Here is a 26,424-nt window from a genome sequence, read left to right as displayed (position 1 = left end):
AACAGATGATGGAATTTAAACTACATAACGGAAGCGGAGGTCTCTGCTGCAAGAGTTGCGGCAGGCAGGACAAGCAACTGAACACCTACGACTGGCTGGCCGACATACCGGGCAATGCCGATGAGAGCGAGCTGGTGGAAGTTCAGTTCAAGAACACCCGCAAGGGATATTTCCGCAACAGCAACAAGATACCCCTGGAGAAAGGCGACATCGTAGCCGTAGAAGCCACCCCCGGACATGACATCGGCGTGGTGACCCTGACCGGACGCCTCGTGCCGCTGCAAATGAAGAAAGCCAATATCAAGTCCGAGGCAGACATCAAACGCATCTACCGCAAGGCGAAGCCCGTAGATATGGAGAAGTACAACGAAGCAAAAGCCCGCGAGCACGCCACCATGATACGCTCGCGCCAGATTGCCCTGGACCTCAACCTCAACATGAAGATTGGTGACGTGGAATACCAGGGAGACGGCAACAAAGCCATCTTCTACTACATCGCCGACGAGCGTGTGGACTTCCGCCAGCTCATCAAGGTCCTTGCCGACGCCTTCCGCGTGCGCATCGAGATGAAACAGATTGGCGCCCGCCAGGAAGCCGGACGCATTGGTGGCATCGGTCCCTGCGGACGCGAACTCTGCTGTGCCACCTGGATGACCTCCTTCGTGTCGGTATCTACCAGCGCTGCACGCTTCCAGGACATATCACTGAATCCGCAGAAACTTGCCGGACAATGCGCCAAGCTGAAGTGCTGCCTCAACTACGAAGTGGACTGCTACGTGGAAGCACAGAAACGCCTGCCCTCACGCGAGATTACCCTGGAAACCAAAGACGGCGAGTTCTTCTTCTTCAAAGCCGACATTCTGAGCAACCAGATAACCTACTCAAGCGACAAGAACATCCCTGCCAACCTGGTGACCATCAGCGGCAGACGCGCCTTCGAGATTATCGGTTTGAACAAACGTGGCATCAAGCCCGACAGCTTGATAGAAGAAGCCCATCGCTCCGAACCCAAAAAGCCGGTGGACTTGCTGGAACAAGAGAGCCTCACACGCTTTGACCGCAGCCGGAAAGGCAAGAGTGGCGGTGACGGCAACGGTAACGAGAACAGCAACAACAGCCGTAACAAGAGAAAGAAAAAGAGTGGGAACGGTCGTCCGCAAGGAGGTGAGCAGGGTGCTCCCCAATCCAACAACCAGAGAGAACAATCCAGGCAAGACCGGCAACCGAGACAGAAACAAGACCGGCAAGTACCCAAACAAGGTGAACAGCAACAAGGCGAACGTCAACAACGGAACAATAACAACCGTCGTCCGCCCCGTAACAATAAGCCCAAACCTCAAGGTGAAAGACCTGCCCAAAATGACAAACCGGCTCAAGAATAGGAATCTCTGCCTGAAAGGTATCATACTACTGTTTGTCGCAAGCCTGCTGAGCGCTTGCGACAAACAGACCGTATACCATTCCTTCCAATCCCTCCCCACCGAAGGCTGGCCGCGCGAAGACACGCTCTCTTTCGACGTGAAGGTCACCGACTCACTGACCTACTACAAACTGTCTCTGGAAGTTCGTAACCGAAGCAACTACCCCTATCAGAATCTACCTCTATCCATCTGCTACACCACCGCAGATTCCATCCCTTCCCCCGCAGACACCATACAGCTAATCCTGGCGGACAAAGAAGGGATCTGGAAAGGTGACGGCTGGGGAGGTCTCTATCAGACTGCCGTCTCCGCAGGAAGCGTTCAAATCGGCAAACCCGGCACCTACCTCTTTAAAGTGGCCTATACGCTACCGGACGAAAGGCTGCAAGGAATCAATGACATCGGCATCAAACTGAAGAGATAGAAACTCCCTATTGTTCTTTATCACCTTCTTCTAACAACCATCTCAGTCTCCCACTCACGTCTCCTTGAAGCGGAAACGGGCGGGGTATCATAACTTGCCCTCTTACCTCATAGCGTTACGTCTTTTACGCCAGAATGTATCGGCCGTTACACCAGCATGTAAAGGGCGTTACAATATAGCGCAAAGGACGTTACAATGCGGTGTAACAGCCTTTACATTACGATGTCAACAATGTGTAAATGCAATGTAATGATAATCAAGTCCATTCGTATGTCCCACAAGGAAACGGTCATAACTAAATTCGGCGATTACGTCCTGCATCAATCCGCAGAAAGATAAACAGCAGGATTGTGAATCCCCAGAGAGAAGAACCTCCGTAACTGAAGAAAGGCAAAGGGATACCAATGACGGGGGTCAGTCCCAGCACCATGCCTATATTGATGAATAGATGGAACAAGAATATACTAAGCACAGAGTAGCCATACACCCGGCCAAAGGGGGATTGCTGCCGCTCGGCCACGGCAATCAGCCGTAAAATAAGAATAAGGAACAGTAACAGTACAGCCGTAGACCCTACGAATCCTTCCTCCTCACCCACGGTGCAAAAAATGAAGTCCGTATCTTGCTCCGGCACATACTTCAGCTTTGTCTGCGTACCGTTCAAGAAACCTTTGCCGGTCAGCCCCCCGGAGCCGATGGCTATCTTCGACTGGTTCACGTTATAGCCGGCACCAGCAAGGTCCTCCTCCATACCGAGCACCACCTTGATACGTATCTGCTGATGGGGTTCCAGCACTTTATTGAAGAAGTAGTCGCTGGAGTAGAGGAAACCTATCGAACCCAAAGCAAACAGCCCAATCAGAAAATAAGATAAATGGCGCTCGCTTAAAGAAAGAAAGACAAGATACCCGACAACAAGTGCACAAAGCCCCCACTGCACCCACACCAAGTTGAAGGGTACCACGTATTCCGAAATCAGATAAGCCACGAGCAGCACTCCCAGCGAACCGCCGATAATATTCCGCGTGGGCTCCCAGCGCTTTTTATAAACCCACACCATGCCTCCGGCAAAAAGCAGTACCATCAGCAACACGGCAAATTCTCCGATAGGCGTCGGCGTATCGGCAATCATCACCGCATCAAAACGGATGCCCACCACAAAGTAGACCACTGCACATATACCCGAGAACAGTACCACGCCCGGCATTCCCTCCCGATAAAGCATCAGGAAAAATGCAGAGTACACCAATGCCGAACCCGTCTCCCGCTGCAGGATAATCAGCAACATGGGGAAGAGAATCAGGAAAGCCAGCATAAGGGAGCTTTTCCAGTTCTTCATCGTAAACGAGTAGGCGCTCATATACTTGGCAAGCGCCAGCGCCGTGGCAAACTTGGCAAACTCCGCCGGCTGCAAACTGACCGGCCCCAGGATGAGCCACGACCGCGACCCTTTCGTGTCAGGCGCAATGAATATCGTGACAATCAGCAACAGCATCAGCCCTATATATATAAGGTAGGAGAACATGTCATAGAGGGAATCGTCCAGCATCAGCAGCACAAACCCCAACCCGAAGGAACATATAATCCAGACAAACTGCTTGCCGGCACGCGTAGAGAAGTCCAGAAAGTCACGGTCACCATAATCATAACTTGCTCCACAAACACTGAACCAGCCGAATACAATCAGCAGCAGGTAAACGACAATCGTCACCCAGTCCAATGATTTCCATATGCTATCTCTCCTCGTCACCAATTTATTTACAATTTTACGATTTACTATTTACTATTGAAGCCACCCACAGTTCATCCCTAACCCCTAATCATCATCTCTCCTCATCTCCGTAAAGTATCACCCGGTTACTGAATTCTTCCGCCCGTATCTCATTCTCGGGCGACAGCTTTCCATGCAGATACTGGTCCATCATCATGGCACCGATAGGTACGCCATACGTGGCACCGAAACCACCGTTCTCCACATAGACGGCAATGGCTATCTTAGGGTTGTCCATCGGGGCAAAGCCCATAAAGACAGAATGGTCCTTGCCGCGGTTCTGTGCCGTACCCGTCTTTCCGCAGACCTCCACACCCGGCAGGATGGCTCCCGCCATGCGGCAAGTGGCGCTACCCGTACTTCCGTCTACAGCGGCACGCATACCTTTCACCACCATTTCATAATATTCGCGGTCGATGGTGGGATAACGGGGATTGCGATAGATGCTGTCCAGTTCATTGTCTTCTATCTCCTTCACGATGTGCGGAGTAATGAAATGCCCCCGGTTGGCAATGGTGGCACCCAGATTGGCTATCTGCAAGGGTGTAGCAAGAATCTCTCCCTGCCCGATAGCGATACTGATAACCGTCAGACCGTTCCACGAACCCCGATAGGGCTTGTCGTAGAACTTTGCATTCGGTATCAGTCCACGCTGTTCGCCGGGGAGGTCGGTACCGAGCCGATAGCCGAAGCCCTGCGATACCATGTGGTCTTTCCATACGGTAATGGCATTCTGCGGCGAACCGTATTTTTTATCACCGAACATGCGATACAATCCCCAACAGAAATAGGAATTACAAGAGGTAGCGATGGCAGGAATCAGCGACAGAGGCGAACCATGTCCGTGACATCCCACATGAAGGCCTTTATGATTGAAACCATGCGCACAAGGGAAAGTCGGATAATCTTCGTGGATAATCTCTTCCTGAAGGAAAGTCAGTGCCTGCGCCGTCTTGAAGGTGGAGCCCGGCGGATAAGCTCCCATGATGGCACGGTTCAACAAAGGCTTCCGCTTGTCCATCTGCAGCAGGCGGTGGTTCTTTCCCCGCTGGCGCCCTATCATCAGATGAGGGTCAAAGGTAGGCGAGGAAACCATGCACAGAATCTCACCCGTAGCCGGTTCGATGGCCACAATGGCACCGATTTTGTGTTGAAGCAGCCGTTCGCCCAACATCTGGAGGTCAATGTCGATGCCTAGTGTCAGGTTCTTGCCGGGTACGGAGGAACGGTCCAACTGTCCGTCCATGTAGTGTCCCTGGATGCGCCCGTGAGCGTCACGAAGCAGAATCTCCACCCCCTTCTCTCCACGCAGATACTTTTCATAGGATTTCTCGATGCCTTGCTTGCCTATATAGTCTCCGCGAATATAATAGTCATCGTTCTCAATGTCTTTCTTGGACACTTCGCCGATGTCTCCCAGCAAATGGCCGGCAGAGTTATAGGTATATTGGCGGATAGTACGCCGCTGAATATAGAAACCTGGAAATTTGAACAGCTTCTCCTGAAACACACCGCACTCTTCGGCAGAAAGCTGCGTCATGAACACCTGATGGGTGTATTTGGAATAACCGGGGTTCATCCAGCGGTTCTTGACGTCCTTCATCCGTTTGTCAAACTGCTCACGGGTAATGTTCAAGGCACTGCAAAGGTCGAGTGTATCCAGCTGCGTCACCTCCCGAGGCACAAACGTAATATCATAGGCAGGCTGGTTAAACACGAGCAACTTACCGTTACGGTCGTAGATAGCCCCCCGTGATGGATATTGTATCTTGTTCAGAAAAGCGTTACTGTCCGCGTTCTTCTTGTAGTCATCAGTCATGATTTGCAGGTCGAACAGCCGGAACACGTAAATAAGAACGATGACAATAGCCGCCGCTCCAATTACATATTTCCGCTTTTCCAGTGTATAGTCTTTCATCAATTCCTAATCCTTAATCCCTTTATCCTTTCTTTCTTATTCCCTCAACAGCCATAATGCAGGTCACAGTAAGCAGGGTACTTGCCGCAATTCTCAACAACAGCGTACCAATATGGGCAAAAGAGAAGAATTCGAGGGTAAGCAACAAGCCGTGATGTATCAGCACACTCACAACCAGATATTTCAGGAAAGGAAGAATCCCCATTGTACGGATGGCCGGAACCAGTGTATCCAGCGTGTCACGAGGCACGAACAGCCGCAAGAAAGTGGGGCGCAAGAAAGCCAGCAACACCGTAGCGGCAGCGTTCATCCCCGGTGTGTCGGAAAAGACGTCGACAGCCAGCCCTAAAAAGAATGCCCACAACATCAACGCATTGCGGGGAGTGTCCGACTCAAACTTCAGTATCAAGTAGATATACAGAAATGGAGTGGCATATCCTGCAATATGCACATTGTTCAATATCAGCACCTGCAACAGTACCAAGCCTATGAACCATCCTATTTTATGCAGATAATTAATTAACAACGCTAATGAGTTATAAGTTACGAGTTACAAGTTATTGAGTGTATAAGTTATAAGATATAAAAATGATTAATCCTTAACCCCTAATCCCTAATTTCTTAGTCACTTCTCGTCCGCCCTCGACTCCAATGTCTTTTGTTCATCCTGCCCGTTGCGGGAAATGACGCGCACATTACTCACCTTTCCAAAGTCTGTAGCCAGCTTTATCTTCAACAGATACGAAAGCCCGTCGTGCGAGTCGGACATGTCATCCACCGTCCCCACCATAACACCTTCTGGAAACACGGTGGAATAGCCGCTGGTCACTACTGTATCTCCCAGATTGAATTCGGCATGCCGGGGCAAATCCTTCAGATAGGCAAAACGGGAATCACCTCCCTCCCACTTCAAATAACCGAAATAATCACTACCCACAATCTTACAGCTGATGCTCGACTTGCTGTTCAGCAACGGAATGACCAACGAATAATGGGGAGAGGTCTTATACACAATACCCACCACGCCATTGGCATCTACAACTCCCATCTCAGGACGGATACCTTCTGTTGTTCCACGGTCTAAAGTGATATAATTGTCAGCCTTGTTCAAGCTGTTCTTTATGACATTCGCCTTGAATATCTGATACTCCGTAGGAGCAAGCCGTTCCATGCTGTACAACCTGGCGGAGTCCAATCCTTTCTCCTTCAAAACATTTTCCAGAAACGAAAGCCGCTGCTCCAGCCACATGTTGCGGTCGAGCAGGTCTTCGTTGGCCGTCTTCAAGTGGAAATAAGAAGTGATGCCACCCGATATTTCATAAACCTTCCCTGCCACGCCATTGGCAGAGGTGAAATACACACTCTGCTGGTAATGATTGAAGCGAAATAATAAAATAAAACTGGCAACCTCTAACAGTAGAAAGAGGAACCAGTAATTATATTTAATGAGAAAGTTTAATAAATTCCGCATTACCGCATCAAGAATGAGAAGCGGTCAACGTTCTTCAATGCCACGCCCGTACCTTTGGCAACGGCATGCAAGGGGTCTTCCGCAATGTGGAACGGTATGTTTATTTTATCAGTCAAACGCTTATCCAGTCCACGAAGCAATGCACCGCCACCGGCAAGGTAGATGCCGTTGTGAACAATGTCGGCATACAATTCGGGAGGCGTATTTTCCAATGCACTCAAGATGGCTGTCTCAATCTTAGAGATAGACTTCTCCAGGCAGTGCGCCACTTCCTGATAGCATACCGGCACTTCCATGGGCAATGCCGTGATGCGGTTCGGACCATGAACGATATAGTCTTCAGGAGCATCCTCACCGAGTTCCGTCAAGGCAGCACCCACATTAATCTTAATACGCTCAGCCATACGCTCGCTGACCTTCACGTTGTGCTGGCGGCTCATGTATTCCTGAATATCGGCAGTCAAGTCGTCACCGGCAATGCGGATGGAGTTGTTACTTACGATACCTCCCAAAGAGATTACGGCAATTTCCGTAGAACCACCACCTATGTCAACAATCATGTTGCCTTCGGGAGCCTCTACATCGATACCGATACCGATGGCAGCAGCCATCGGCTCGAAAATCAAATAAACGTCGCGCCCGCCGGCATGCTCGGCAGAGTCGCGCACGGCACGCAGTTCCACTTCGGTACTGCCCGAAGGAACACCAATCACCATGCGGAGTGACGGAGAGAAAAGACGGTTACGGTTGTTCACCATCTTGATAAGTCCGCGTATCATCTGCTCGCAAGCATAGAAGTCAGCAATCACACCGTCGCGCAACGGACGGATGGTACGTATGTTTTCGTGGGTCTTTTCGTGCATCATCTTTGCCTTGTCACCCACGGCAATCATCTTATCGGTACGACGATCCAAAGCCACCACCGAAGGCTCATCCACCACAATCTTACCATTCGTGGTGATGATGGTATTGGCTGTGCCAAGGTCCATCGCTATTTCTTGTGTAAAAGAGAATAATCCCATCTATTGATTTACTATTAAATGATTTACTATTTACTATTTGGCAGATCTGCTATCTGACGACCTCCACCTACAATGACACCTCCCGGCAAATAGTAAATAGTAAATCGTCAAATAGTAAATGACCTTAATGTTTAAAGTGACGGAACCCAGTAGTTACCATGGCAATGCCATGCTCGTTGCAATATTCAAACGAGAGTTCATCCTTGATGCTCCCACCCGGCTGGATGACGGCTGTTACACCTTCATTGCCGGCAATTTCCACGCAGTCGGGGAAGGGGAAGAATGCGTCACTTGCCATTACAGCGCCATTCAAGTCGAAACCGAAGTTTTTGGCTTTCTCGATAGCCTGCTTCAAAGCATCCACACGGCTGGTCTGGCCTACACCACTTGCCAACAACTGCTTTCCTTTTGCCAACACAATGGCATTCGACTTACTGTTCTTCACAATCTTGTTTGCAAAGAGCATATCCTCAATTTCCTGTGCAGTGGGAGCCTTCATAGTTACAGTCTTCAATTCTTCAGGAATTTCCACCTTAAGGTCGCGGTCCTGAACCAATACGCCATTCAGCAAAGAACGGAACTGCTTCTTAGGCAGAGCTGCCGGCTTGCGAACCAGGATAATACGGTTCTTCTTCTGACCGAGGATTTCCAACGCATCCACATCATAATCGGGAGCGATAATTACCTCAAAGAAAATTTTATTGATTTCTTCGGCAGCAGCCTTGTCAATCACGGCATTTGTAATGAGCACACCACCAAAAGCGGATACCGGGTCACCGGCAAGCGCATCGTTCCATGCTTCGAGCACAGTGGGACGTGAAGCCAGTCCACAAGCATTATTATGTTTCAGGATAGCGAAAGTAGTATCCTTGAATTCGTCAATCAAATCAACGGCAGCATTGATGTCGAGCAGGTTGTTATAAGAGATTTCCTTACCGTGAATCTGGTCGAACATAGCATCAATATTGCCATAGAAATAACCTTTCTGATGCGGATTCTCGCCATAGCGTAAAGTCTTCTGGCTGTTGGCAGAACAACGGAAAGCGGAACCTTCCTCGCCATCGAAATAGTTGAAGATGGCAGAATCATAGTGTGAAGACACTCCGAAAGCCTCTTTGGCAAACCAACGGCGTTCTTCGATGGTAGTAGTGGCTCCGTGTTCCATCAGCATGTCGCGGAACGGCTGATATTGTGCTTGCGAAGCGATGATAACCACGTCGTTATAGTTCTTGGCTGCGGCACGAATCAGAGAGATACCGCCTATGTCAATCTTTTCGATGATGGCAGGTTCTTCGGCACCACTGGCAACGGTAGCCTCAAACGGATAGAGGTCAACAATGACGAGGTCTATTTCGGGGATTTCATATTTTTCAATCTGTTGCATGTCTTGCTCCAATCCGCGGCGGCAAAGAATACCTCCAAAAACCTTCGGATGCAAAGTCTTCACGCGTCCGCCCAGGATGGAAGGGTATGTAGTGAGGTCTTCCACTGCCTTGCAGGGATAACCCAGGGATTCTATAAACTGACGGGTTCCACCGGTTGAGAGGAACTCTACACCTTCTTCATGCAGTTTGGTAATGATTTCGTCCAAACCTTCCTTATGGTAAACAGATACCAGAGCTGTTTTGATTCTTTTTGTTTCAGACATGGATTTGCGTATTAAAGTATGCGTATATTAGTATTTGATGCGCAAAGTTACAAATTTTGTTTATTCATACATACATTCATACACAATAAATTAGGTATAATTAAAAAAGGCGGCATCTGTTTCCAGTCTGCCGCCTTTTTTTAAGGGTTATTTTGTTGGTTTACCAAATAGATACACGTTTTTCTACCGGCAAGAACATCGGGTCTTTTTCTGTCACGTTGAATGCCTCATACCAAGCACCGATTTGCGGCAATGCACCGTTTACGCGCCATTCGCCCAATGAGTGCACATCACTCTTCGTGCGGTTCAACACTTCTTCGGGACGGATATCATTGGCCCATACACCTGCGTATGCCAGGAAGAAACGTTGTTCGGGAGTAAGACCATCCAGCACCGGCAGCGGATTGGCAGCCGTAGCTTTCTTGAATGCCTGATAAGAAACCTGCAGACCACCGTGGTCGGCAATATTCTCACCCAATGTCATGCGTCCGTTGGCATATACGCCCGGAGCAACCTCGATGCTATCGAAGAAGTTCACCATCACCTGAGCACGCTCGTCAAAGTTCTTGGCATCTTCAGCAGTCCACCAGTCTTTCAGGTTACCGTCCTTGTCGTACTGGCGACCCTGGTCGTCGAATCCGTGAGTCATCTCATGACCGATTACCACACCGATGGCACCATAGTTGAAGGCATCATCCGCATTCATATCGAAGAAAGGATATTGCAGGATACCGGCGGGGAAACAGATTTCGTTCGTAGTCGGGTTATAGTAAGCGTTGACGGTCTGCGGAGTCATCAGCCATTCGTCCTTATCCACCGGCTTGCCGGCCTTGGCTATCATTTCGGCATGGCTCCACTCGTTGGCACGTTCCATGTTTGCCCAGTAAGAGTCGTTTTTGATTTCCAGTGTGGAGTAGTCTTTCCAAGTGTCGGGATAACCAATCTTCACATGGAAGGTAGCCAGTTTCTCCAGAGCTTTCACCTTAGTGGAATCACCCATCCAGGCAAGATTCTGAATACGTTCGCCCAAGCTTTCCTGCAAGTTCTTCACCAAAGTCACCATACGCTCCTTGGCAGCAGCAGGGAAATATTTCTCCACGTACATCTGACCTACAGCTTCGCCCAGCGCGCCGCTTACAGTGCTTACCGCTCTCTTCCAGCGAGGCTGCATTTCTTGTGTACCGCTCATGGTGCGGCTGTAGAAGTCGAAGTTCTGTTCTGCCATAGCATCGTTCAACAAGCTTGCGGCAGAATCAATCAATTTCCATTGCAGATAAAGGCTCTGCTGTTCAATGGGCAGCGTATCCAGAATATCGGCAGCAGCTTTCAGTGAAGCGGGCTGGCCTACGATGATTTCCTTCACATCCTTCAAGCCCATGGCAGACAAATAAGCATCCCAATCGAAAGTAGGATAATTCTTCTTCAACTCTTCCATGCTCATCTTGTTATAATTGGCATGCGGGTCACGCAACTCCGTACGAGAGCGGAAAGCCTTGGCAAGACGTGTTTCCACATCCATCACCACCTCCATACCTTTCTTGGCAGTAGCCTCGTCGAAACCAGCCAACTGATACATCTTCTGTACATGTGTACGGAAAGCATCACGAATTTTGGCAGTAGCCTCATCATTCTCCAGATAGTATTCACGTTCGCCCATGCTCAGCCCGGTCTGATAGGTCTGTACAGCATTCATGCTACTGTTCATTTCGTCAGCGCCAACATACAGCACGTTGTAGACGATGATACCTTTCTTCTGCATATCGCCCAGCAAGGCATAAAGCTCCTTCTTGTCCTTCAAAGCAGCCAGCTGGTCGAGTTCAGCCTTGATGGGGGCCACACCGTCCTTGTTCAGCTTCACGCTGTCCATTACGATTTTGTACAAGTCACCGATTTTTTGTGCCACGCTGCCGGCTTCGTGCTGGGTGGCGGCAAGTTCTTCAATCAGTCCTTGAATCTGCTTGCGGTTGTTTTCTGCAAGGATAGTGAAAGAACCGTACTGTGAGTATTCAGCAGGAATCGGATTGTTCTTCATCCAACCGCCACATGCGTATTGGTAAAAGTCAGTTCCGGGTAGAGCCGTTGTGTCAAGATTGGCGAGCTGGATGCCTGCTGTAAGTTCAGCCTGCTGCTTGCCGGTGTTGCAGGATGCCGTCATCAGACAGAATGCTGCAATGGGTAACAAATGATTTGCTTTCATAAATATATAAAATATAATAGTTAGTGATTCTCCAACTCTACAGTAGCCGCGTCCCACTCTTCCATCACACGGTCAAGCTGCTCTTTCAGTTTTTGGTGCTGCTCATAAAGCGACATGTCCGAAGCACCCTCCGGTGTAGCCATCCTAGCCTCAAGAATGGCAATGGCAGCCTCCGTCTGCTCTATCTCCGCTTCACAATCGGCAACGCGGCGTTCCAGCTTCTTAAGTTTCTTGTTAAGCTCCTTCTGCTCCTCATAGGAGAGTTTGGCAGCCGAGGGCTGAGCCGGTTCTGCACCAGCATTTCCTGATGCCGCCTTACCGGCAGTGGGCGAAGCGGAAAGTGAAGGAGATTTCTGTAACTCATTCAGGCTCTCTATCTGCTTCTTTTGCAGGAAATCATAAATTCCTCCCAAATGTTCCTTCACCAGTCCGCCACCAAACTCGTATACTTTAGTCGCAAGTCCGTCCAGAAAATCACGGTCATGACTGACTATTATCACCGTCCCGTCAAAATCGCGGATAGCTTCCTTCAGTACATCTTTGGAACGCATGTCAAGATGATTCGTAGGTTCGTCGAGAATCAGAAAATTCACCGGCTCCAACAGCAGTTTTATCATGGCAAGCCGGGTACGCTCTCCACCGCTGAGCACCTTCACCCTTTTATCCGAAGCCTCACCGCCGAACATGAAAGCACCCAGAATATCACGAATTTTGAGGCGGATATCCCCTACGGCCACGTGGTCAATCGTATCGAATACAGTTAGGTTCTCATCCAAAAGTTGTGCCTGGTTCTGGGCAAAATATCCAATCTGCACATTATGTCCCAGTGTAAGTTTTCCGGTATAATCCGTAATCTCACCCATAATACACTTTACAAGCGTAGACTTTCCTTCGCCGTTCTTACCGACAAAAGCAACCTTCTCTCCTCGGTTGATGGTCAAATTCACATCATGGAAAACAATGTGCTCACCGTAGGATTTCTCCATATCCTCGCAGATGACGGGATAATTACCGCTACGGCTGCTGCAAACAAACTTCAGGCGCAAAGAGGAGTTGTCTTCCTCATCCACCTCGATACGTTCTATCTTTTCAAGTTGCTTGATGCGACTTTGCACCTGCACAGCCTTGGTAGCTTTGTACCGGAAACGCTCGATAAAGTCTTCCGTATCTTGTATCTGCTTCTGCTGATTCTCGTAAGCACGCAGTTGCTGCTCCCGGCGCTCCTTGCGAAGCACCACGAACTCATCGTATTTCACTTTATAGTCGTAAATGCGTCCACAAGTTATTTCGATGGTACGCGTAGTGACATTGTTCAAAAAGGCGCGGTCGTGGCTGACAAGCACCACCGCATTGGCACGGGTGGAAAGGAAGTTCTCCAACCACTGGATACTCTCGATGTCAAGGTGGTTGGTAGGCTCGTCGAGCAGCAACACATCCGGACGACGAAGCAACAGCTTGGCAAGCTCTATACGCATACGCCAACCACCGGAAAACTCGCTTGTAGAGCGGTCAAAGTCCTCGCGGCTAAAGCCCAGCCCTTGGAGCGTGCGCTCTATTTCGGCACGGTAGTTGGTGCCTCCCATCATAAGGAAACGTTCGTTTTCGTGGGTGAAGCGGTCAATCAGTTTCTGGTAATCCTCACTATCGTAGTCGGTACGTTCGGCAAGTTGCTGATTCATGCGTTCGATGCCCGCCTGCATCTCAAAAATATGCTCGAAGGCAAGTTCAGCCTCCTGCATCACGGTGCGCTTGTCACTGAGTATCATCACTTGGGGCAAATACCCGATAGTACATTCGCGAGGAACGGCAACAATGCCGGCAGTGGGCTGCTGAATGCCAGCCAATATCTTGAGCATGGTGGACTTACCGGCACCATTCTTGCCGACAAGAGCTATACGGTCTTTCTTATTGATAACATAAGAGACGTCTTCGAACAGAGGAGTGGCATTAAATTCTACCTTCAGTCCTTCTACAGATATCATAGTGTCAATGAATTTATCGTTCAAGACTGCAAAGGTAGCGATTTTCAACGTTATACAATATCATACGCTCACATAATTACATCAAATATCCAAGAAAGAGAACACTACTCCCGCATTTCCTGCGGAAGGACAATTGCAAAGCGGCTCCCCTTGCCAAGAGTTGAGGCCACTTCTATTTTTCCATGAAACCTTTCAACGATAGTCCTGCAAATGGCCAATCCCAATCCCGTGCCCTGCACAAAAGCATCTCCCTTATAGAAACGTTCAAAAATGTGCGCCAGAACTTCTTCCGACATGCCAGTTCCCGTATCTTCCACAAAGACTTCCAATGTAGCAAAGTCCTTCAGCCTATACCCTATGGTTATGCGTCCTTCAGCAGTGAACTTCACCGCATTATTGATAAGATTGTTGACAACTTGCCCCAAACGCGTAGGATCTGTATAGATAACTGCCGCCCGGTCCGGAAGGTCTAGCAGTAACTCCACTCCTTTCCGAAGATTCATCTTCTGCGCACTGTAAATGCTTTCCAATATGCCATTTAAAGAAACCTTCTCAAAATGGAACTCCATTGTGTTCGATTCTATCTTGGACAAATCCAGAATATCTGAAATCAACACCATTAACAACTGGCTGTTCTTTTCAATCAAAGACGTGAATTCCATAATCTCCTGCCGTGACAAGTCGGCATCCCCACAAGCCAGTAGTGTAGAGAAGCCCACAATGGCATTTAGCGGCGTACGTATCTCGTGGCTCATATTAGCAAGAAATACGCTCTTCAACTCATCGCTACGTTGCGCTTTCTGCAAAGCCTCGTTCAATTTATTCTCCGTATCCTTGTATTTCTGCGTACTCATGCAAATACCGATGATACGGAACGGCAAATCCGTCAATTGCCCCACATAGGTAGATTGCGCCTCAAACCACTCCCACTTGCCGTCTCCCCGCCGTAAACGGTATTCCACTGGGCATTCGTACAAATTACCATGCAACTGTAAAGCCAAAGCATCAAACACTCCCTTCCGGTCGTCCGGATGAATCAGAAATGCGAATTCCTCAGGCGTCAGCGTATAGTCACGCGTAGGAATCCCCAAATATTCAAAATAACGCGGTTCTATAATCATCAGATTATGTTCCATGTCGAAAGACCATTGAAATATCTGGGTACGACTCAGCGCAATATTCAGCAAATGCTTCTGTGTCCGTTCTTCCAACACATTCCTGAAATAGAGTACAATCCTCACCAATTGTCCATCTTCATGAATTCCCACCATAGCACCTTGTATCAGAAAACTTATACCACTCTTCAATTCACGTATAAAGCAATTGGTATCTAAGGGAATAATCCGCACATCCCTCTCCCGAAGTTGCAGCAAAAGGTCTTCTAACACATTCTTTTTATCACATACCACCTCCAATAAGTCAGTGATACGCCGCCCTATCACATACTCATTCAATTGGAGTTCATTCATCACCTGCTGATTCAGACGCCAGATACAATCTTCCAAATCAATCATAATAATGCTGACGGGCCATGAGTTGAACAACTGCTCGGAGATGGCATTTATTATACGTACTTCTTGAGGAACATTCGGATTCATCAGAATTGGTTTATCATACAAGAAGCAAAGTTCGGGTTAAAATGCTTATACCACAAACAAACCCTTATAAATCAATATTCCATTTTAATATGTATATATTCTATTATTCACAACTTTACCTTATTTAACAGAGATAAGTTGAGCGTAATATTGATTTTAACTGTTACCTCTGTCATTTATACATTATTATCCCCCATTTTTGCGTCTTAAAATCTCCAACATGAATATATCCGAATTCAATATAAATGACGAGTTCATTGCCTGCAATCATATCACAACCAGTGAACTGAATCCGCTAGTGAAAAAGCCATACCACACCAAGGCCAGTATCTTCGTTTTGTGTATCAAAGGAGTTCTGAAAACCATCATAAACCATACCCAATTCAAGGTTGAAGCTAACGTTCTCCTAGCTATTCCTCCTGAGACCTTCGTACAATTACTACACACGTCAGACGATACTGAAATATATGTCGTCATATTTTCCAAACAACTTATCCAAAGTGCAGGAGTCGGTAAGGTCATGATGGATAAGTTTCACATTATAGGTAAACACTATATTTTTCCTCTATCGAAAAAGAACTTCCAGCTTTATGCTGAGTTCATGACCTATTTGTCACACCTCTATCAAAGAACAGAAAGCCCCTCAAGTCTAGTTTCATTGCAAACTCTACTGGCATATCTGTTACAAGGCATATCCGAACTCTGCCCGGAACACCCTAGGATAAAAGAGACTCCGGGCAGCAGGCATTTCAACCAATACCGCATTTTTATCCGATTGGTACACACAGACTATGTCCGGGAGCATCAAGTGTCCTATTATGCATTGAAAATGAATATGAGGCCGGCAGCTCTTTGCCGCCTTGTCAAAAAGGAATCAGGACATACAGCCATGGAAATCATCAACAATACTATCATCATGGATGCCAAAGCACAGCTTTGTACCGCCAACACTCCGATAAAGGATATAGCCGTGAGTCTAGGTTTTAATAATGCGGCCTTCTTCAACAAATTCTTTAAACGTCATACGGGAATACCTCCTCAGAAATTCCGTACATCCTCAAAACAATAAAATCTACTCAAAACCCAAAATGCGGATATTCTGTCCTGAGAATACCCGCATTCCTCAATAAGAGAAGTCCGTCATCAGCCTACCTTCTTGGCAATAAAGAACACATAACCGTAAAATTCCTTATACTTGCCGTACAGTTCATCCTCAATCATTTGGAGTAAGCTGAACTCTTCGGCAATTTTATTACCGGCATATTTCTTACGGAAAATCTCCTGAGCCGCAACCTTTGAAGCAAAGTAATGCTCTGTCCAGCAATTCTCCGGCAAAATGAATGTAGCAACGGGAAGATAACCTGCCTTGTACAACTTGGTCACCTGATTGGGAAGTGTATCCATTTCAGAGTAAGCGTCCATCCAGAAGTCATTGATTTCCGCAGGGCGTTCGTCCGTAAACCATGAACTCTCGGAGACGGCAATATACCCTCCCGGTTTCAGATACTTACGCCACTCCTTCAAGCCACGTTCAAAGCCAATGTTATAGATAGCACCTTCACACCAAATCATATCCAGCTCCTCCTCACCGAAAGGAAGGGCATCCATTGAACCGACAATTCCTTTTACTCTGTCCTGCAAGCCTAACTGCCTTGCATTACGGTTGAAGATATCAATAAAGCCGGGAAAAAGGTCAATTCCTGTAATCCACCCCGGCACATGGCCAGCTACTACCATTGTCTGGCCACCCGTTCCACAGCCGATATCGGCAATAAAGGATTCATCGGTAAGACCGTCTACAAAGCTCAATGCCTTCAACGTCGCTTCAGGACTGCCAGGGCCTTGTCGTTCCATATTGGAGAAAAAGTCACAGATTAAATTAAGTTCGAAATCGTGGATAGTTTTATTTTCGTTACTCATTTTCTTACTATATTTTGCATATACGGAAAGTATCACAATACCTTCAGCATAATATGCGGATTAAACTTGAATTATAACAATAGAAAAACACTCTCGAAAGAAGTTATCCGAGAGTAAACGAAGGGGGGACAATCTGTGCAGGGAACACAGATTGTTTACAAAACCAAATCCGATTTAAATGTCTTTGTCATACTGCAAAGATACGCAATATTTTATTTAATCAAAGATTTTACGGTTAATAAAGATTTTCCCTTGCACCGGGCGCATGCTGAAGAACCGCACCTACCACCTGGCAAGTATCCAGTTCCTTACAGTCGCCGCAAGTATTGAAACCTTTTTCGTACACACATTTGCGGATAGCACAATAATCGCTGCAATAGGCAAACTTCACCCCGTCTGCACGGCACCCCATACAATGGATGGTTTCCGGCGTAATTTCCGGCGTATTGTTCAGCACACTCCACTCTTTGGCAGTTTTCTCTCTCAGCTCATCGTCATTATTGACAGTGGCTATACGGGCGGCGCAATTTTCGCAATCCAACCCGCAACATGCAATTAATTGTTTCATCACTTGGTTATAACGATTTATGTTTGAGGATATAATGCCCTTTTTCCCGCACATCGATTCAGTAAGCCCAAAACTCACCCCATACCTTGGAACAGACACTCATTTACCGACAGTCCTCAGCGTTTTCTTAACGATATACTTGGTCTCTTTCGTTTCACTTTCCCAACGCCTGCAAAGCTTCCTTACAAATCCGGATTGCGTCTTACTTGCATCATTTAACCAATTCCCTACGCTGTTCCGGGCATACTTGGAGTAATCTGATTTCAAAGGTTCCAATATCGGTAAGCCCAATGCAGGGTTCTGTTCCAACATTTCAGTATGCTTGCACCAGACACCTCGTGAACAGAAAACAGAAGAACAAATATAGCTCTGGCAAACGCCTTCCCCATATTTGTCCTTTTGTTCTTTTACCCAATAAATTAATGCGAATCAAGTTATCCTTCCGTCTTACTTTAGAACAGCTTCGCAGGATACTCACCCGCATCCACCAAAGCCTGAATCTTGTCGACTACACTCTGACGGTCTTCGGGATAAGTCACACCGAACCACTTGCTGGTTGTATCGAGCACTTCGCAGGTAGCAGTGCCATTGTTAATCAGCTTATCCACCATCAGCGGGATGAAGAATTCGCTTTTCAGATTCTCCATATTCTTCGGGTCGCTCAGGAAGCTCTTGAAAAACTCTGCACTGTAAGCAAAGTAATCGGGAGTAAAGCCCCAGAAGTTCATGCTGACCGGAGTCGTCTCGGGAGTGGCAGTCCATTCACCGTTATCATCGATGTACTTCACCTCGCCGTCCATACGCTGAATCTTGGTACGCTCTACTACAGAAGTCAACAAGTTGTTTGCATCCGTTCCGCACAAACCACGGGATACGGTACCGCTTTCGCTCAATGTATTACCGATGCGGAAGCCTACCATGGAATATACATTTTTGGAACCTTCGGGAAGGGCTGCAAGAAATTTGCCCATTACCTGGAAGGAATCACGACCGTAGAAATCGTCGCAGTTGATAACAGCAAACGGTTCCTTTATTACATCGGCACCCATCATTACAGCATGGTTGGTTCCCCAAGGTTTGGTACGGCCTTCGGGGCAGGTGAAGCCTTCGGGAAGGTCATCGATGGACTGGAATACCAGTTCGCAGGGGATATGGCCTTCGTATTTGGAAATAATCTTGTCGCGGAAATCCTGCTCAAAATCTTTACGGATTACGAAAACGAGCTTTCCAAAACCGGCATTGATGGCATCGTAAATAGAATAATCCATGATAGTTTCGCCATTCGGGCCCAGTCCGTCCAATTGTTTCAAGCCACCATAACGACTGCCCATGCCGGCTGCCAATAAGAATAAAGTTGGTTTCATATTTAGTTATTATTTAAAAAGGTTAGTATATCACAGTTGATAACGGCTGCAAATGTACAAAAATTTATGGCTGACAGAAGGGAGTTTTAGTTCATTCTTTACCACTATCCGTTCAAAAAGGTACATTTAGAACGGATAACCGATGGCAAAATGCAACGCCATGCTGTCCTTGAACTTGGGAATATTATAATACCCCGACTTCCCGGTATCATACGGATCATGCAGCCCGATACCCAAGTCCAGACGAAAAACAAGAAAGTCCAAATCGTAACGCAAGCCAAATCCCGTGCCCAAAGCAATCTGTTTCGGGAAATTCTTCAACGTAAATTCACCATTCGGGCGGTTTTCATCTTTACGCATCAGCCATACATTGCCGGCATCCAAGAATACGGCTCCATGCAAGTCGGCAATCATACGGAAGCGATACTCGATATTGGCTTCCATGCGAATATCACCCACGTGGTTGATATAGGTATATTTCCTATCCGTCTCGGGAGGATAACCGCCCGGACCTATACTGCGTGCAGAAAAGGCGCGCACACTGTTGGCACCACCGATATAGAACTGTTCCGTATAAGGTGCGGTCGTAGCGTTGCCATACGACCATATTACCCCTCCCGCAATACGCGAAGCAATCATCTGGTTCTTGTCTATCCGGTAATGGTACCTGAATTCCGAGTTCAGCTTCAAGAACTGTGCAAAAGGTACACCGAAAAGCTTCTTCCCTTCCTCACTGAACGGCTTGCCGAAAATACGGTAAACAGCAGAAGTCAGGTTACCGGCCGACGCAACGGTGGTCTGCCACCAGATGGGGTTACGCTTGCCGCGCACGGAAGCGTTGTCATAAGTATAGGTGTACTCCATGGCAGGAATGAACTGGTCGCGCAAACTAACGTAGAGTGCCGGATTCTCGGCACGCAGTGTATCGAAAGCGGCAGTAGGATTGCGCAGTACATTGAATGTCAACCGGAAAGGAGTTATACTGTGCCTGGAAGTCGATTTGGGCTGGAAGTCATAAGTGACATTACCGCCAAAAGCCAACAGCTTATAATACTTGGCACGGTTCATCTGGTCGGCATACAAACGGAAAGTCGTTGTAGCCGGGAAGTCATACTCACGGTCGCCCATCCTGGGAAACACCACGCGCGGAAAGATAAGCGAAGTGGAGATACCCAGTTCATAGCTGTTCATCAGAGAAGAGCTTGCCTTGCCCGTCTGCCATTCGTACGAACCGTTCAACTTCACATTCCAGCTTTCACCGCCACCGAAGACATTATTCTTCGTCACCGTAAAAGCGGCACCCGGTCCCGTCTGATTATTGCTCTTCATAGTGACATTAAAATCCAATTCCGCATCGTAGGGTTTATCGAGCGCGGCAATGACCTTCACATCCAATGTATCAGACACAAATGCCGTATCACGCGGTATATACTGCATCTCCGCATAACGGAAAATACCGACGCTTGCCAGGCGCTCCTGAATACGGGTTTGACGATATAAGCTATACAAACTCTGCATAGAACGCTGGCGGGCAATACCTGCGCTGTCCTGTATCTGACGTTTCCGCCGATAACCTTGATAGTTCAACCAACGGTAAAGCATGTTGGGACGTACCGGTGGTTTGTTGTAGTAATGTATGGTCAAGCCTTTGTAATCCATGCTGTCATTGGGTTCCTGCCCCTGCTTTCCAAGAAGATAGACGGATTTACGCCCCACACGAAACTGCTTCTCGGCTACCTTTGGCATACCGGGAACGGGAATCAAGCGCATCTGGACATGCCCATTGGGAACCATCATGGTATCGGCCTGATAGGTTAGGTAGTCGGGACGGAAATAATAACAGCCCACATTACGCAGCAGGGTACTGATACGGGTACGCTCCCCATCCAGATCAGCCACATTGAATTGTTCTCCCGGACTGATAAGGGAACGTCGGCGCCCCAGCTCCATAATGCGAGTGGTACGTTGGTTGAAACCACGATAGTACACCGTATCTATAAAGTAAGGATTACGCATGTTCACCGTATATTGCAACTTTGCCTTCAGCGAGTCTTTCGGGTCGATAAATGTCTTGTAGCTGACGCTTCCGTTGAAATAGCCGTAATCGCGCAGCAAGTTAACCGCCGCCTTCTGACGTATATCGGGATTCACCGTAGACAGAAGCACCGGAGTGGCGGCAAATTTATTGAATATCCACTTTCCGAGTCCCTTCTCATACTTCTGGAAACCATTGTAAATCCACAGTCCGAAAGGAAAGGGATAGCGGATAGTAGAGCTCCCCAGCAACGAATTGTTCGGTGCCGTAGCAAGGGCGGCTTCCACCTCTTCCATGGCAATCTCGCCAACAGACGTTTCACTGCGGTTCAATACAATCATCGGCTTTTGTCCGGTATAGAGTATCTCCCCCTCGGGCAAGTGCTTCGTGGTGGAGCAACCTGCCAGAAATATCAATCCTGCAATATATAATATCAGTCGTTTCATATCACATTCCTACTTTTTCATATCGCTGTTTTCAGCCTCCGGTTTTATCTTTTTCTTCCTGAAGATGAAGAGTTCACCCAACCGGTCCATCTTCCGGCGCAGCACAAGGCCAACACCCGTTTCGGTTATCTCACCGTCGAGTATGCTTTCGTAGTTCTTATTATGGAATACACGGACATATCGGGTACCCGACGCATCAAGACGGTATTCCAGCGATATATTGTCAATGAATGATTCCGCATCGTTCGTCGCATTGGCCCCGGTGGATACTTTTCCACCGATGACTATCTGTACGCGATCGTTGAAGAAACGCTGGGAATAACGGAAACTGAAGTCTTTCTGCGTGTCGCCCGTTTCAGCAGAGGTACGGTCTTCCACACCTACACTGATATTGGCACCTTTTATACCTCCCGCCAAGGAGTTTATCTGGCTCTGAAGCACTGAGTTCAAGGCGGCTCCCATTGACAAACCTCCTCCTTTGGCGCCGCTATTCAAGTAAATACCCGTAGCAAGCATCGCAATAGCCTGCTTACTACGCTCTTCTGCCCCCATTGCCTGCAGCTCATTCTCTACTGTGCCATCTTCGGGCGCCGAAATATCGAATATAAGATCGGGAGCGTCAAGCCTGTTCTTGATGGAAATGGAAACATCGAAGTTCACCATGCGCGAACCGTCCCCGTCACCGTCGGCCACAGAAGCACGCATACGTTCCGTAGCCTTTAGGCTTAGCGTAGGATTCATAATATTCCCTCGCCAATCCACATAACTGCCGGGATTGAACTGAAACTCCTTCAAGGGGATGATAGGCAGCGAATATTTCATGACGCCACCCGAAAGGGTATAGCGTCCGGTAAGGCTCATATCCCCTTGGGGAGTATACTGCATATTCAAATCACCGCCACCTTCCAGTTCGATGTATTTGCTGCGGTCGGGACTCAAGTCGGCACGAAGACGGACAGCATCGTCAATATGGACGGACATATACATTTCCAATCCTCCCAACGACATGGCAGGAACTTCATCCGCCTTTACCGACGTCGTATCGGTGAATGAGGTAAAGGTAACCAGCCCACTGAGACGGTCTTCCACCGTTAAAGGGGAATCGGTCAACACGTAGGTTACGTTGGTATTGCCCAGCAGATTCATGTTTCCACGCATCGTGAGCCCGTCAAGCGGTCCCTTCACCGTGGCATGCAAGTCAACGAACACCTTTCCATATACCAGACTTTCGCGAGTACGCGGTGCATCCAGCAACGTATAGTTCTCTGCCAGCAGATTGAGGTTGGCAGTAGGACGCTCCATATTCCGGAAATCAACCTTACCGTCAATCGTAAACGGATTCTTGCTGGTGGTATAAATGGCAAACTTATCGAATATCAACTGATTGTCCTTTATCTGCACCGGACGGTTGTCGAACCAGTAACGTGCTCCCGCCTGGCGTGCATAGACAGACACACTGTCCAAAACAATATCACCATGCATTTGAGGCTTATCCAGCGAACCGTAAATATAAAGCCCTCCATCAATATCTCCGGTAAAGGCCACCATTTGGTCAGGGATGAATGCATTGGCCATCTTCAATGGGAAATGCTCGAAACGAGTGGACACTTCCAGAGTATCCTTTCCGTTCTTCTGCGTCAAGATACCGTCGGCGGTCATCACTTCTTCGTTATCATGTGTAAAATAGGTATTCAAATAGTGCGTATTCTTGTCGCCCGGCAACCAGGTAGCCCCCAGACCTATATCTCCAACCGGTTGGCGTTCGTAGGTCAGTTTCTCTACATTGGCTTCGGCGGACACCTGCAGGGAAGTGGCAGTCTGTATATAATTTGCTTCGGCGGAGAACAATCCCGTAAGCCGAGGCATATAAGGAAGTACCTCCGTAAGTTCATCCAGGCGCAATCGGCTCAGTTCTACGTTTATATTCTGCAAGGAAAGGGTATCATTCTTGTCGGATTGCATACGGAAACACAGACCATCGTCGCTGTCCATATCAATATTGGCATAGACGCGCATATTCTTATGCAGATAAATCCAGTTACTATTGTCCGCAAAGTGGAATTTACGGAAAGCGATAATCGGCTCGGCAGGAATAAGGTTCAGCAGCACACCATCACCGCGACCATGTCCTTCGGTCAACGGACGGGCGTTAATACCGAACAGCACACCGGTCTGCCCTTTTCCATCCACATAATCCACAGTCAGCTCCGCATCTTCATTACGGACTTCACCCGTCAGTGTACTGCGGAACACAAACTGCGGGTTCTTGGGGCCGTTTATGACACCACCTTGCAACTTCATGCGGGCAGTATCCTGCTTTACTGTAAAAAATATTGTATCGAGCTGCAAGGAGTCCATGCGCAATCCGTGAACAGCTGTACGCCCATTGATGCCGACTTGCGGAGTAAATCCGAAGCTCAGTTTGAAATCATTATAGGAAATACCCTTTGCAGCCAGGAAATAGCTGACGGGATTCTGGTTACCGGCTTCCAGATGCATGCCGGCTGAAGGAAGGACTTGTCGCAAAGCGGCATGGTCCAAACGCCGTTCATCAATCTGCTTTGTCAGGATAGAGACAAATTTATCCGACTGTTCCATCAACTTCTTCAACGTGCTATGAGCGCGGAAACGCAGATTCAAGTCACCGGCATCAAGCCTCAACTCGAGAGAATCATGACGTGCCTCCGCTCCCATTGTAAAGGCAAATGGGTGTTTCAACGGTCGGGGCACCAACCCCAGCTTGTGCAGATTCACCTCTTCCACATTCAAATCCAAAGCGCCATCCAGATAGCTGCGGTCAAGACGCATATCTGCATTTCCCTGCATCTTGAGAAGAACATTATCGCTGGCAAGACGGACAGTAGCAACGGATGACTTGAGTCCGGCATGCACATCCACACCGGAAATGTCCCAATGGCCATACTGTAGTTTTTCCAAGGAGGCATTCAAAGCAGCCACAGTCTTTCGTGATGCCACATCCACCCCTTGTCCCTTAGCGGACATCTTTACCGTAAGAGTATAAATAGAGTCCTTGGGCAGGAAGTGATGCACCTGCAAGTTGTTGATGGCAAGGTCGGCATGGTAGGCTTCCGTAGCAAGATTATAGGCGGCATCCAGATTCAAGGCGCCTTCCTTCTCCTGCAGTTTCAGGGCGGCAGTGCACTGCGCCCCCTCCATACCGACACGTGCCGCAAGGTGCATACTGTCCGGCACGATGACGGAGCCATCGGGAGCAATGTCAGCTAGTCCGGTCAGGAAGTTCAAGTTCTGCGTATGCATCTCGAAGTCCATGTTTCCATTGCGTTTCACACTGTCGGCCAGGTTCCAGAATTCTCCTCCCCCACTCAACGAAAAGGCTCCGGGCAGCTCAGCCGTAAAACGGGAAATCTGCATCTGCTTCAGGTTTCCTTCCGTACCGGCATGAATCACCAACGGACGGAACGGATAGGCTTCCTTGAAAGTTTCCGGCAGGCCACCGGCAAAAAGCAGTACATCCTGTTTGCCGATACGGGCATTGAAACGGGCTGTCAAACGGCCGGTGGTAGGTATATTTATCAGTTCCCAGTAAGTCTGTGCCGTAAGATTCATCTCACTATGAGGTGTCAGCAACTTCAAAGAAGGGATACGGATAACGGTAGAGTCGGCAAACAACCGCCCGGTCAGGGAAGTTACACTCAAACCGGAACGCTCATACATGGAAAATTCCCGGATAACGGCATTCATATCTCTACCGTAGTACATCACAGAATCAATGCCCATACGAATGTCGTGAAGAGCAATGTGCGAGGGGTCGAAACCTATCGCACTCCCCGGGCCGCCGGTATCATAATTGACAGAAGTTCCAGTCAGCAGGAATTTTCTCCAGCCATAGAACTGGTGTTTCAGGTCGGCAGCAGCGTCCGCAATCTCAGCATTTCCGATATGGGCTTTCAGCCCCATGGAGTCCAATGGCATCTGTAAATCGACCGAGACGTTCTTCAACTTCAGGGTATGGAGTGTGACTTTCCAGTTTAACGCAGTGTCAGTAGTGTCCTTGGAAGTCTCAGTGGTATCTGCAAGCATTACCTGCACATGGGTATCGCTCAATTCTATATTATTGAGAATAGCATCTTCTTTTGTAAGGTCTATGCCATGGCTTTCGAAAAAGAAATGCCCCAGTACCCCTTTGATGCACATACCTTCCATTAAATTGGAAGAGTTAACAGCAACTTGTTTCAGGGTAATGTCATCCACCTCCACTTTCCCTTTGAGTAAAGGCCATGCCTGCACCCGCACGTTCAAACTTCCAAGATTCAGCAAAGTATCGGGATGCTGCACCTCAACAGCACTGTCGGCAGGCTGTACCACCAATACACCGCGAACCAACAAATTCAAAGGAAAGCGAAGGTCAATCCGCTCCACAGATATGTCCATACCCGTAGCATCTGATGCAATTGCTGTAGCCTGCTTCCGTATCAAATTCTGTACGGGAGGCACATAGAGCAGTATCATCAATATTATAAACAGTATAATAGGAGTAAGCAGCACCCACAGTGCTATTCTCAACCATTTTCTTCTCATCGGAACGTCAATCTTTCATCGTATTTAAAAGTCCTACAAAGTAAACAATTTCTTTCGACATTTGGTTCCCGATAGAGAA

At 48.1% G+C, this 26,424-nt stretch carries 17 protein-coding genes; 3 read left to right on the top strand and 14 right to left on the bottom strand.

The annotated features are described in order from the left end of the window. The first annotated feature begins 8 nt into the window (after positions 1–8). Positions 9–1,382, top strand: a complete 1,374-nt coding sequence (locus JXR92_RS06485; RefSeq protein WP_171030462.1) for a PSP1 domain-containing protein — start codon at positions 9–11, stop codon at positions 1,380–1,382. Next, positions 1,360–1,845 carry a gliding motility lipoprotein GldH gene (locus tag JXR92_RS06480; protein WP_117966327.1) on the top strand — a complete coding sequence of 162 codons (486 nt, stop codon included), beginning with the start codon at positions 1,360–1,362 and terminating at the stop codon, positions 1,843–1,845. Before JXR92_RS06485 ends, JXR92_RS06480 begins: the two co-directional genes overlap by 23 nt. 295 nt (positions 1,846–2,140) lie before the next feature. Here the strand turns inward: JXR92_RS06480 and rodA are convergent, their stop codons facing one another. The 9 genes from rodA to JXR92_RS06435 form a co-directional block, all read right to left on the bottom strand. Beyond that, complete coding sequence (gene rodA / locus JXR92_RS06475; protein ID WP_061412063.1) at positions 2,141–3,598, bottom strand: rod shape-determining protein RodA; 1,458 nt, start codon at positions 3,596–3,598, stop codon at positions 2,141–2,143. Positions 3,599–3,668: 70 nt separating this feature from the next. After that, complete coding sequence (mrdA, locus tag JXR92_RS06470) at positions 3,669–5,537, bottom strand: penicillin-binding protein 2 (protein ID WP_117966324.1); 1,869 nt, start codon at positions 5,535–5,537, stop codon at positions 3,669–3,671. A gap of 19 nt (positions 5,538–5,556) precedes the next feature. Further along, positions 5,557–6,060, bottom strand: a complete 504-nt coding sequence (gene mreD / locus JXR92_RS06465) for a rod shape-determining protein MreD (protein ID WP_005828540.1) — start codon at positions 6,058–6,060, stop codon at positions 5,557–5,559. A gap of 99 nt (positions 6,061–6,159) precedes the next feature. Then, positions 6,160–7,005 (bottom strand): rod shape-determining protein MreC, encoded by an 846-nt coding sequence (mreC, locus tag JXR92_RS06460; RefSeq protein ID WP_117966322.1) that lies wholly within the window; start codon positions 7,003–7,005, stop codon positions 6,160–6,162. Continuing rightward, positions 7,005–8,027 carry a rod shape-determining protein gene (locus JXR92_RS06455; RefSeq protein ID WP_005828544.1) on the bottom strand — a complete coding sequence of 341 codons (1,023 nt, stop codon included), beginning with the start codon at positions 8,025–8,027 and terminating at the stop codon, positions 7,005–7,007. The genes mreC and JXR92_RS06455 overlap by 1 nt, the downstream gene beginning before the upstream one ends. 124 nt (positions 8,028–8,151) lie before the next feature. After that, a complete protein-coding gene (purH, locus tag JXR92_RS06450) occupies positions 8,152–9,675 on the bottom strand; it encodes a bifunctional phosphoribosylaminoimidazolecarboxamide formyltransferase/IMP cyclohydrolase (RefSeq protein ID WP_138346152.1) in 1,524 nt (507 codons plus the stop codon). A gap of 160 nt (positions 9,676–9,835) precedes the next feature. Beyond that, the gene (locus tag JXR92_RS06445; RefSeq protein WP_138346154.1) at positions 9,836–11,872 is read right to left on the bottom strand and encodes a M13 family metallopeptidase; all 2,037 of its coding nucleotides are present in this window, start codon (positions 11,870–11,872) and stop codon (positions 9,836–9,838) included. A 20-nt stretch (positions 11,873–11,892) separates the two neighbouring features. Beyond that, positions 11,893–13,854, bottom strand: coding sequence for an ABC-F family ATP-binding cassette domain-containing protein (locus tag JXR92_RS06440; RefSeq protein ID WP_117966387.1), 1,962 nt, complete (start codon positions 13,852–13,854; stop codon positions 11,893–11,895). A gap of 104 nt (positions 13,855–13,958) precedes the next feature. Further along, the gene (locus tag JXR92_RS06435; protein WP_138346156.1) at positions 13,959–15,452 is read right to left on the bottom strand and encodes a sensor histidine kinase; all 1,494 of its coding nucleotides are present in this window, start codon (positions 15,450–15,452) and stop codon (positions 13,959–13,961) included. A 220-nt stretch (positions 15,453–15,672) separates the two neighbouring features. Between JXR92_RS06435 and JXR92_RS06430 the strand changes: the two genes are divergently transcribed. Next, a complete protein-coding gene (locus JXR92_RS06430; RefSeq protein WP_117966310.1) occupies positions 15,673–16,521 on the top strand; it encodes a helix-turn-helix domain-containing protein in 849 nt (282 codons plus the stop codon). A gap of 74 nt (positions 16,522–16,595) precedes the next feature. On the opposite strand, the gene JXR92_RS06425 is transcribed toward JXR92_RS06430, so the two are convergent. The 5 genes from JXR92_RS06425 to JXR92_RS06405 form a co-directional block, all read right to left on the bottom strand. Continuing rightward, positions 16,596–17,372 (bottom strand): class I SAM-dependent methyltransferase, encoded by a 777-nt coding sequence (locus tag JXR92_RS06425; protein ID WP_165491378.1) that lies wholly within the window; start codon positions 17,370–17,372, stop codon positions 16,596–16,598. A gap of 235 nt (positions 17,373–17,607) precedes the next feature. After that, positions 17,608–17,940, bottom strand: a complete 333-nt coding sequence (locus tag JXR92_RS06420; RefSeq protein WP_034528899.1) for a DUF3795 domain-containing protein — start codon at positions 17,938–17,940, stop codon at positions 17,608–17,610. A 452-nt stretch (positions 17,941–18,392) separates the two neighbouring features. After that, positions 18,393–19,304: a nucleotidyltransferase family protein gene (locus JXR92_RS06415; protein ID WP_005828584.1), complete on the bottom strand. Its 912-nt coding sequence runs from the start codon at positions 19,302–19,304 to the stop codon at positions 18,393–18,395. 126 nt (positions 19,305–19,430) lie between these two features. Next, the gene (tamL, locus tag JXR92_RS06410) at positions 19,431–21,785 is read right to left on the bottom strand and encodes a translocation and assembly module lipoprotein TamL (RefSeq protein ID WP_117966304.1); all 2,355 of its coding nucleotides are present in this window, start codon (positions 21,783–21,785) and stop codon (positions 19,431–19,433) included. A gap of 9 nt (positions 21,786–21,794) precedes the next feature. Beyond that, positions 21,795–26,345, bottom strand: a complete 4,551-nt coding sequence (locus tag JXR92_RS06405; RefSeq protein WP_138346158.1) for a translocation/assembly module TamB domain-containing protein — start codon at positions 26,343–26,345, stop codon at positions 21,795–21,797. Between the last annotated feature and the right edge of the window lie 79 nt (positions 26,346–26,424).

The organism is Bacteroides parvus (assembly GCF_017309675.2).
In the GTDB taxonomy this organism is placed as follows: Bacteria; Bacteroidota; Bacteroidia; order Bacteroidales; family Bacteroidaceae; genus Bacteroides; species Bacteroides uniformis.
This window is presented reverse-complemented; position numbering and strand designations above follow the sequence as displayed.

Excerpts from the sequence above, each read along its gene's own strand:
- JXR92_RS06440 (WP_117966387.1), bottom strand. The coding sequence starts at position 13,854 with ATGATATCTGTAGAAGGACTGAAGGTAGAATTTAATGCCACTCCTCTG.
- purH (WP_138346152.1), bottom strand. The coding sequence starts at position 9,675 with ATGTCTGAAACAAAAAGAATCAAAACAGCTCTGGTATCTGTTTACCAT.
- JXR92_RS06435 (WP_138346156.1), bottom strand. The coding sequence starts at position 15,452 with ATGAATCCGAATGTTCCTCAAGAAGTACGTATAATAAATGCCATCTCC.
- JXR92_RS06445 (WP_138346154.1), bottom strand. The coding sequence starts at position 11,872 with ATGAAAGCAAATCATTTGTTACCCATTGCAGCATTCTGTCTGATGACG.
- mreC (WP_117966322.1), bottom strand. The coding sequence starts at position 7,005 with ATGCGGAATTTATTAAACTTTCTCATTAAATATAATTACTGGTTCCTC.
- JXR92_RS06420 (WP_034528899.1), bottom strand. The coding sequence starts at position 17,940 with ATGAAACAATTAATTGCATGTTGCGGGTTGGATTGCGAAAATTGCGCC.
- JXR92_RS06480 (WP_117966327.1), top strand. The coding sequence starts at position 1,360 with ATGACAAACCGGCTCAAGAATAGGAATCTCTGCCTGAAAGGTATCATA.
- JXR92_RS06430 (WP_117966310.1), top strand. The coding sequence starts at position 15,673 with ATGAATATATCCGAATTCAATATAAATGACGAGTTCATTGCCTGCAAT.
- JXR92_RS06405 (WP_138346158.1), bottom strand. The coding sequence starts at position 26,345 with ATGAGAAGAAAATGGTTGAGAATAGCACTGTGGGTGCTGCTTACTCCT.
- JXR92_RS06425 (WP_165491378.1), bottom strand. The coding sequence starts at position 17,372 with ATGAGTAACGAAAATAAAACTATCCACGATTTCGAACTTAATTTAATC.
- tamL (WP_117966304.1), bottom strand. The coding sequence starts at position 21,785 with ATGAAACGACTGATATTATATATTGCAGGATTGATATTTCTGGCAGGT.
- JXR92_RS06455 (WP_005828544.1), bottom strand. The coding sequence starts at position 8,027 with ATGGGATTATTCTCTTTTACACAAGAAATAGCGATGGACCTTGGCACA.
- JXR92_RS06415 (WP_005828584.1), bottom strand. The coding sequence starts at position 19,304 with ATGAAACCAACTTTATTCTTATTGGCAGCCGGCATGGGCAGTCGTTAT.
- JXR92_RS06485 (WP_171030462.1), top strand. The coding sequence starts at position 9 with ATGGAATTTAAACTACATAACGGAAGCGGAGGTCTCTGCTGCAAGAGT.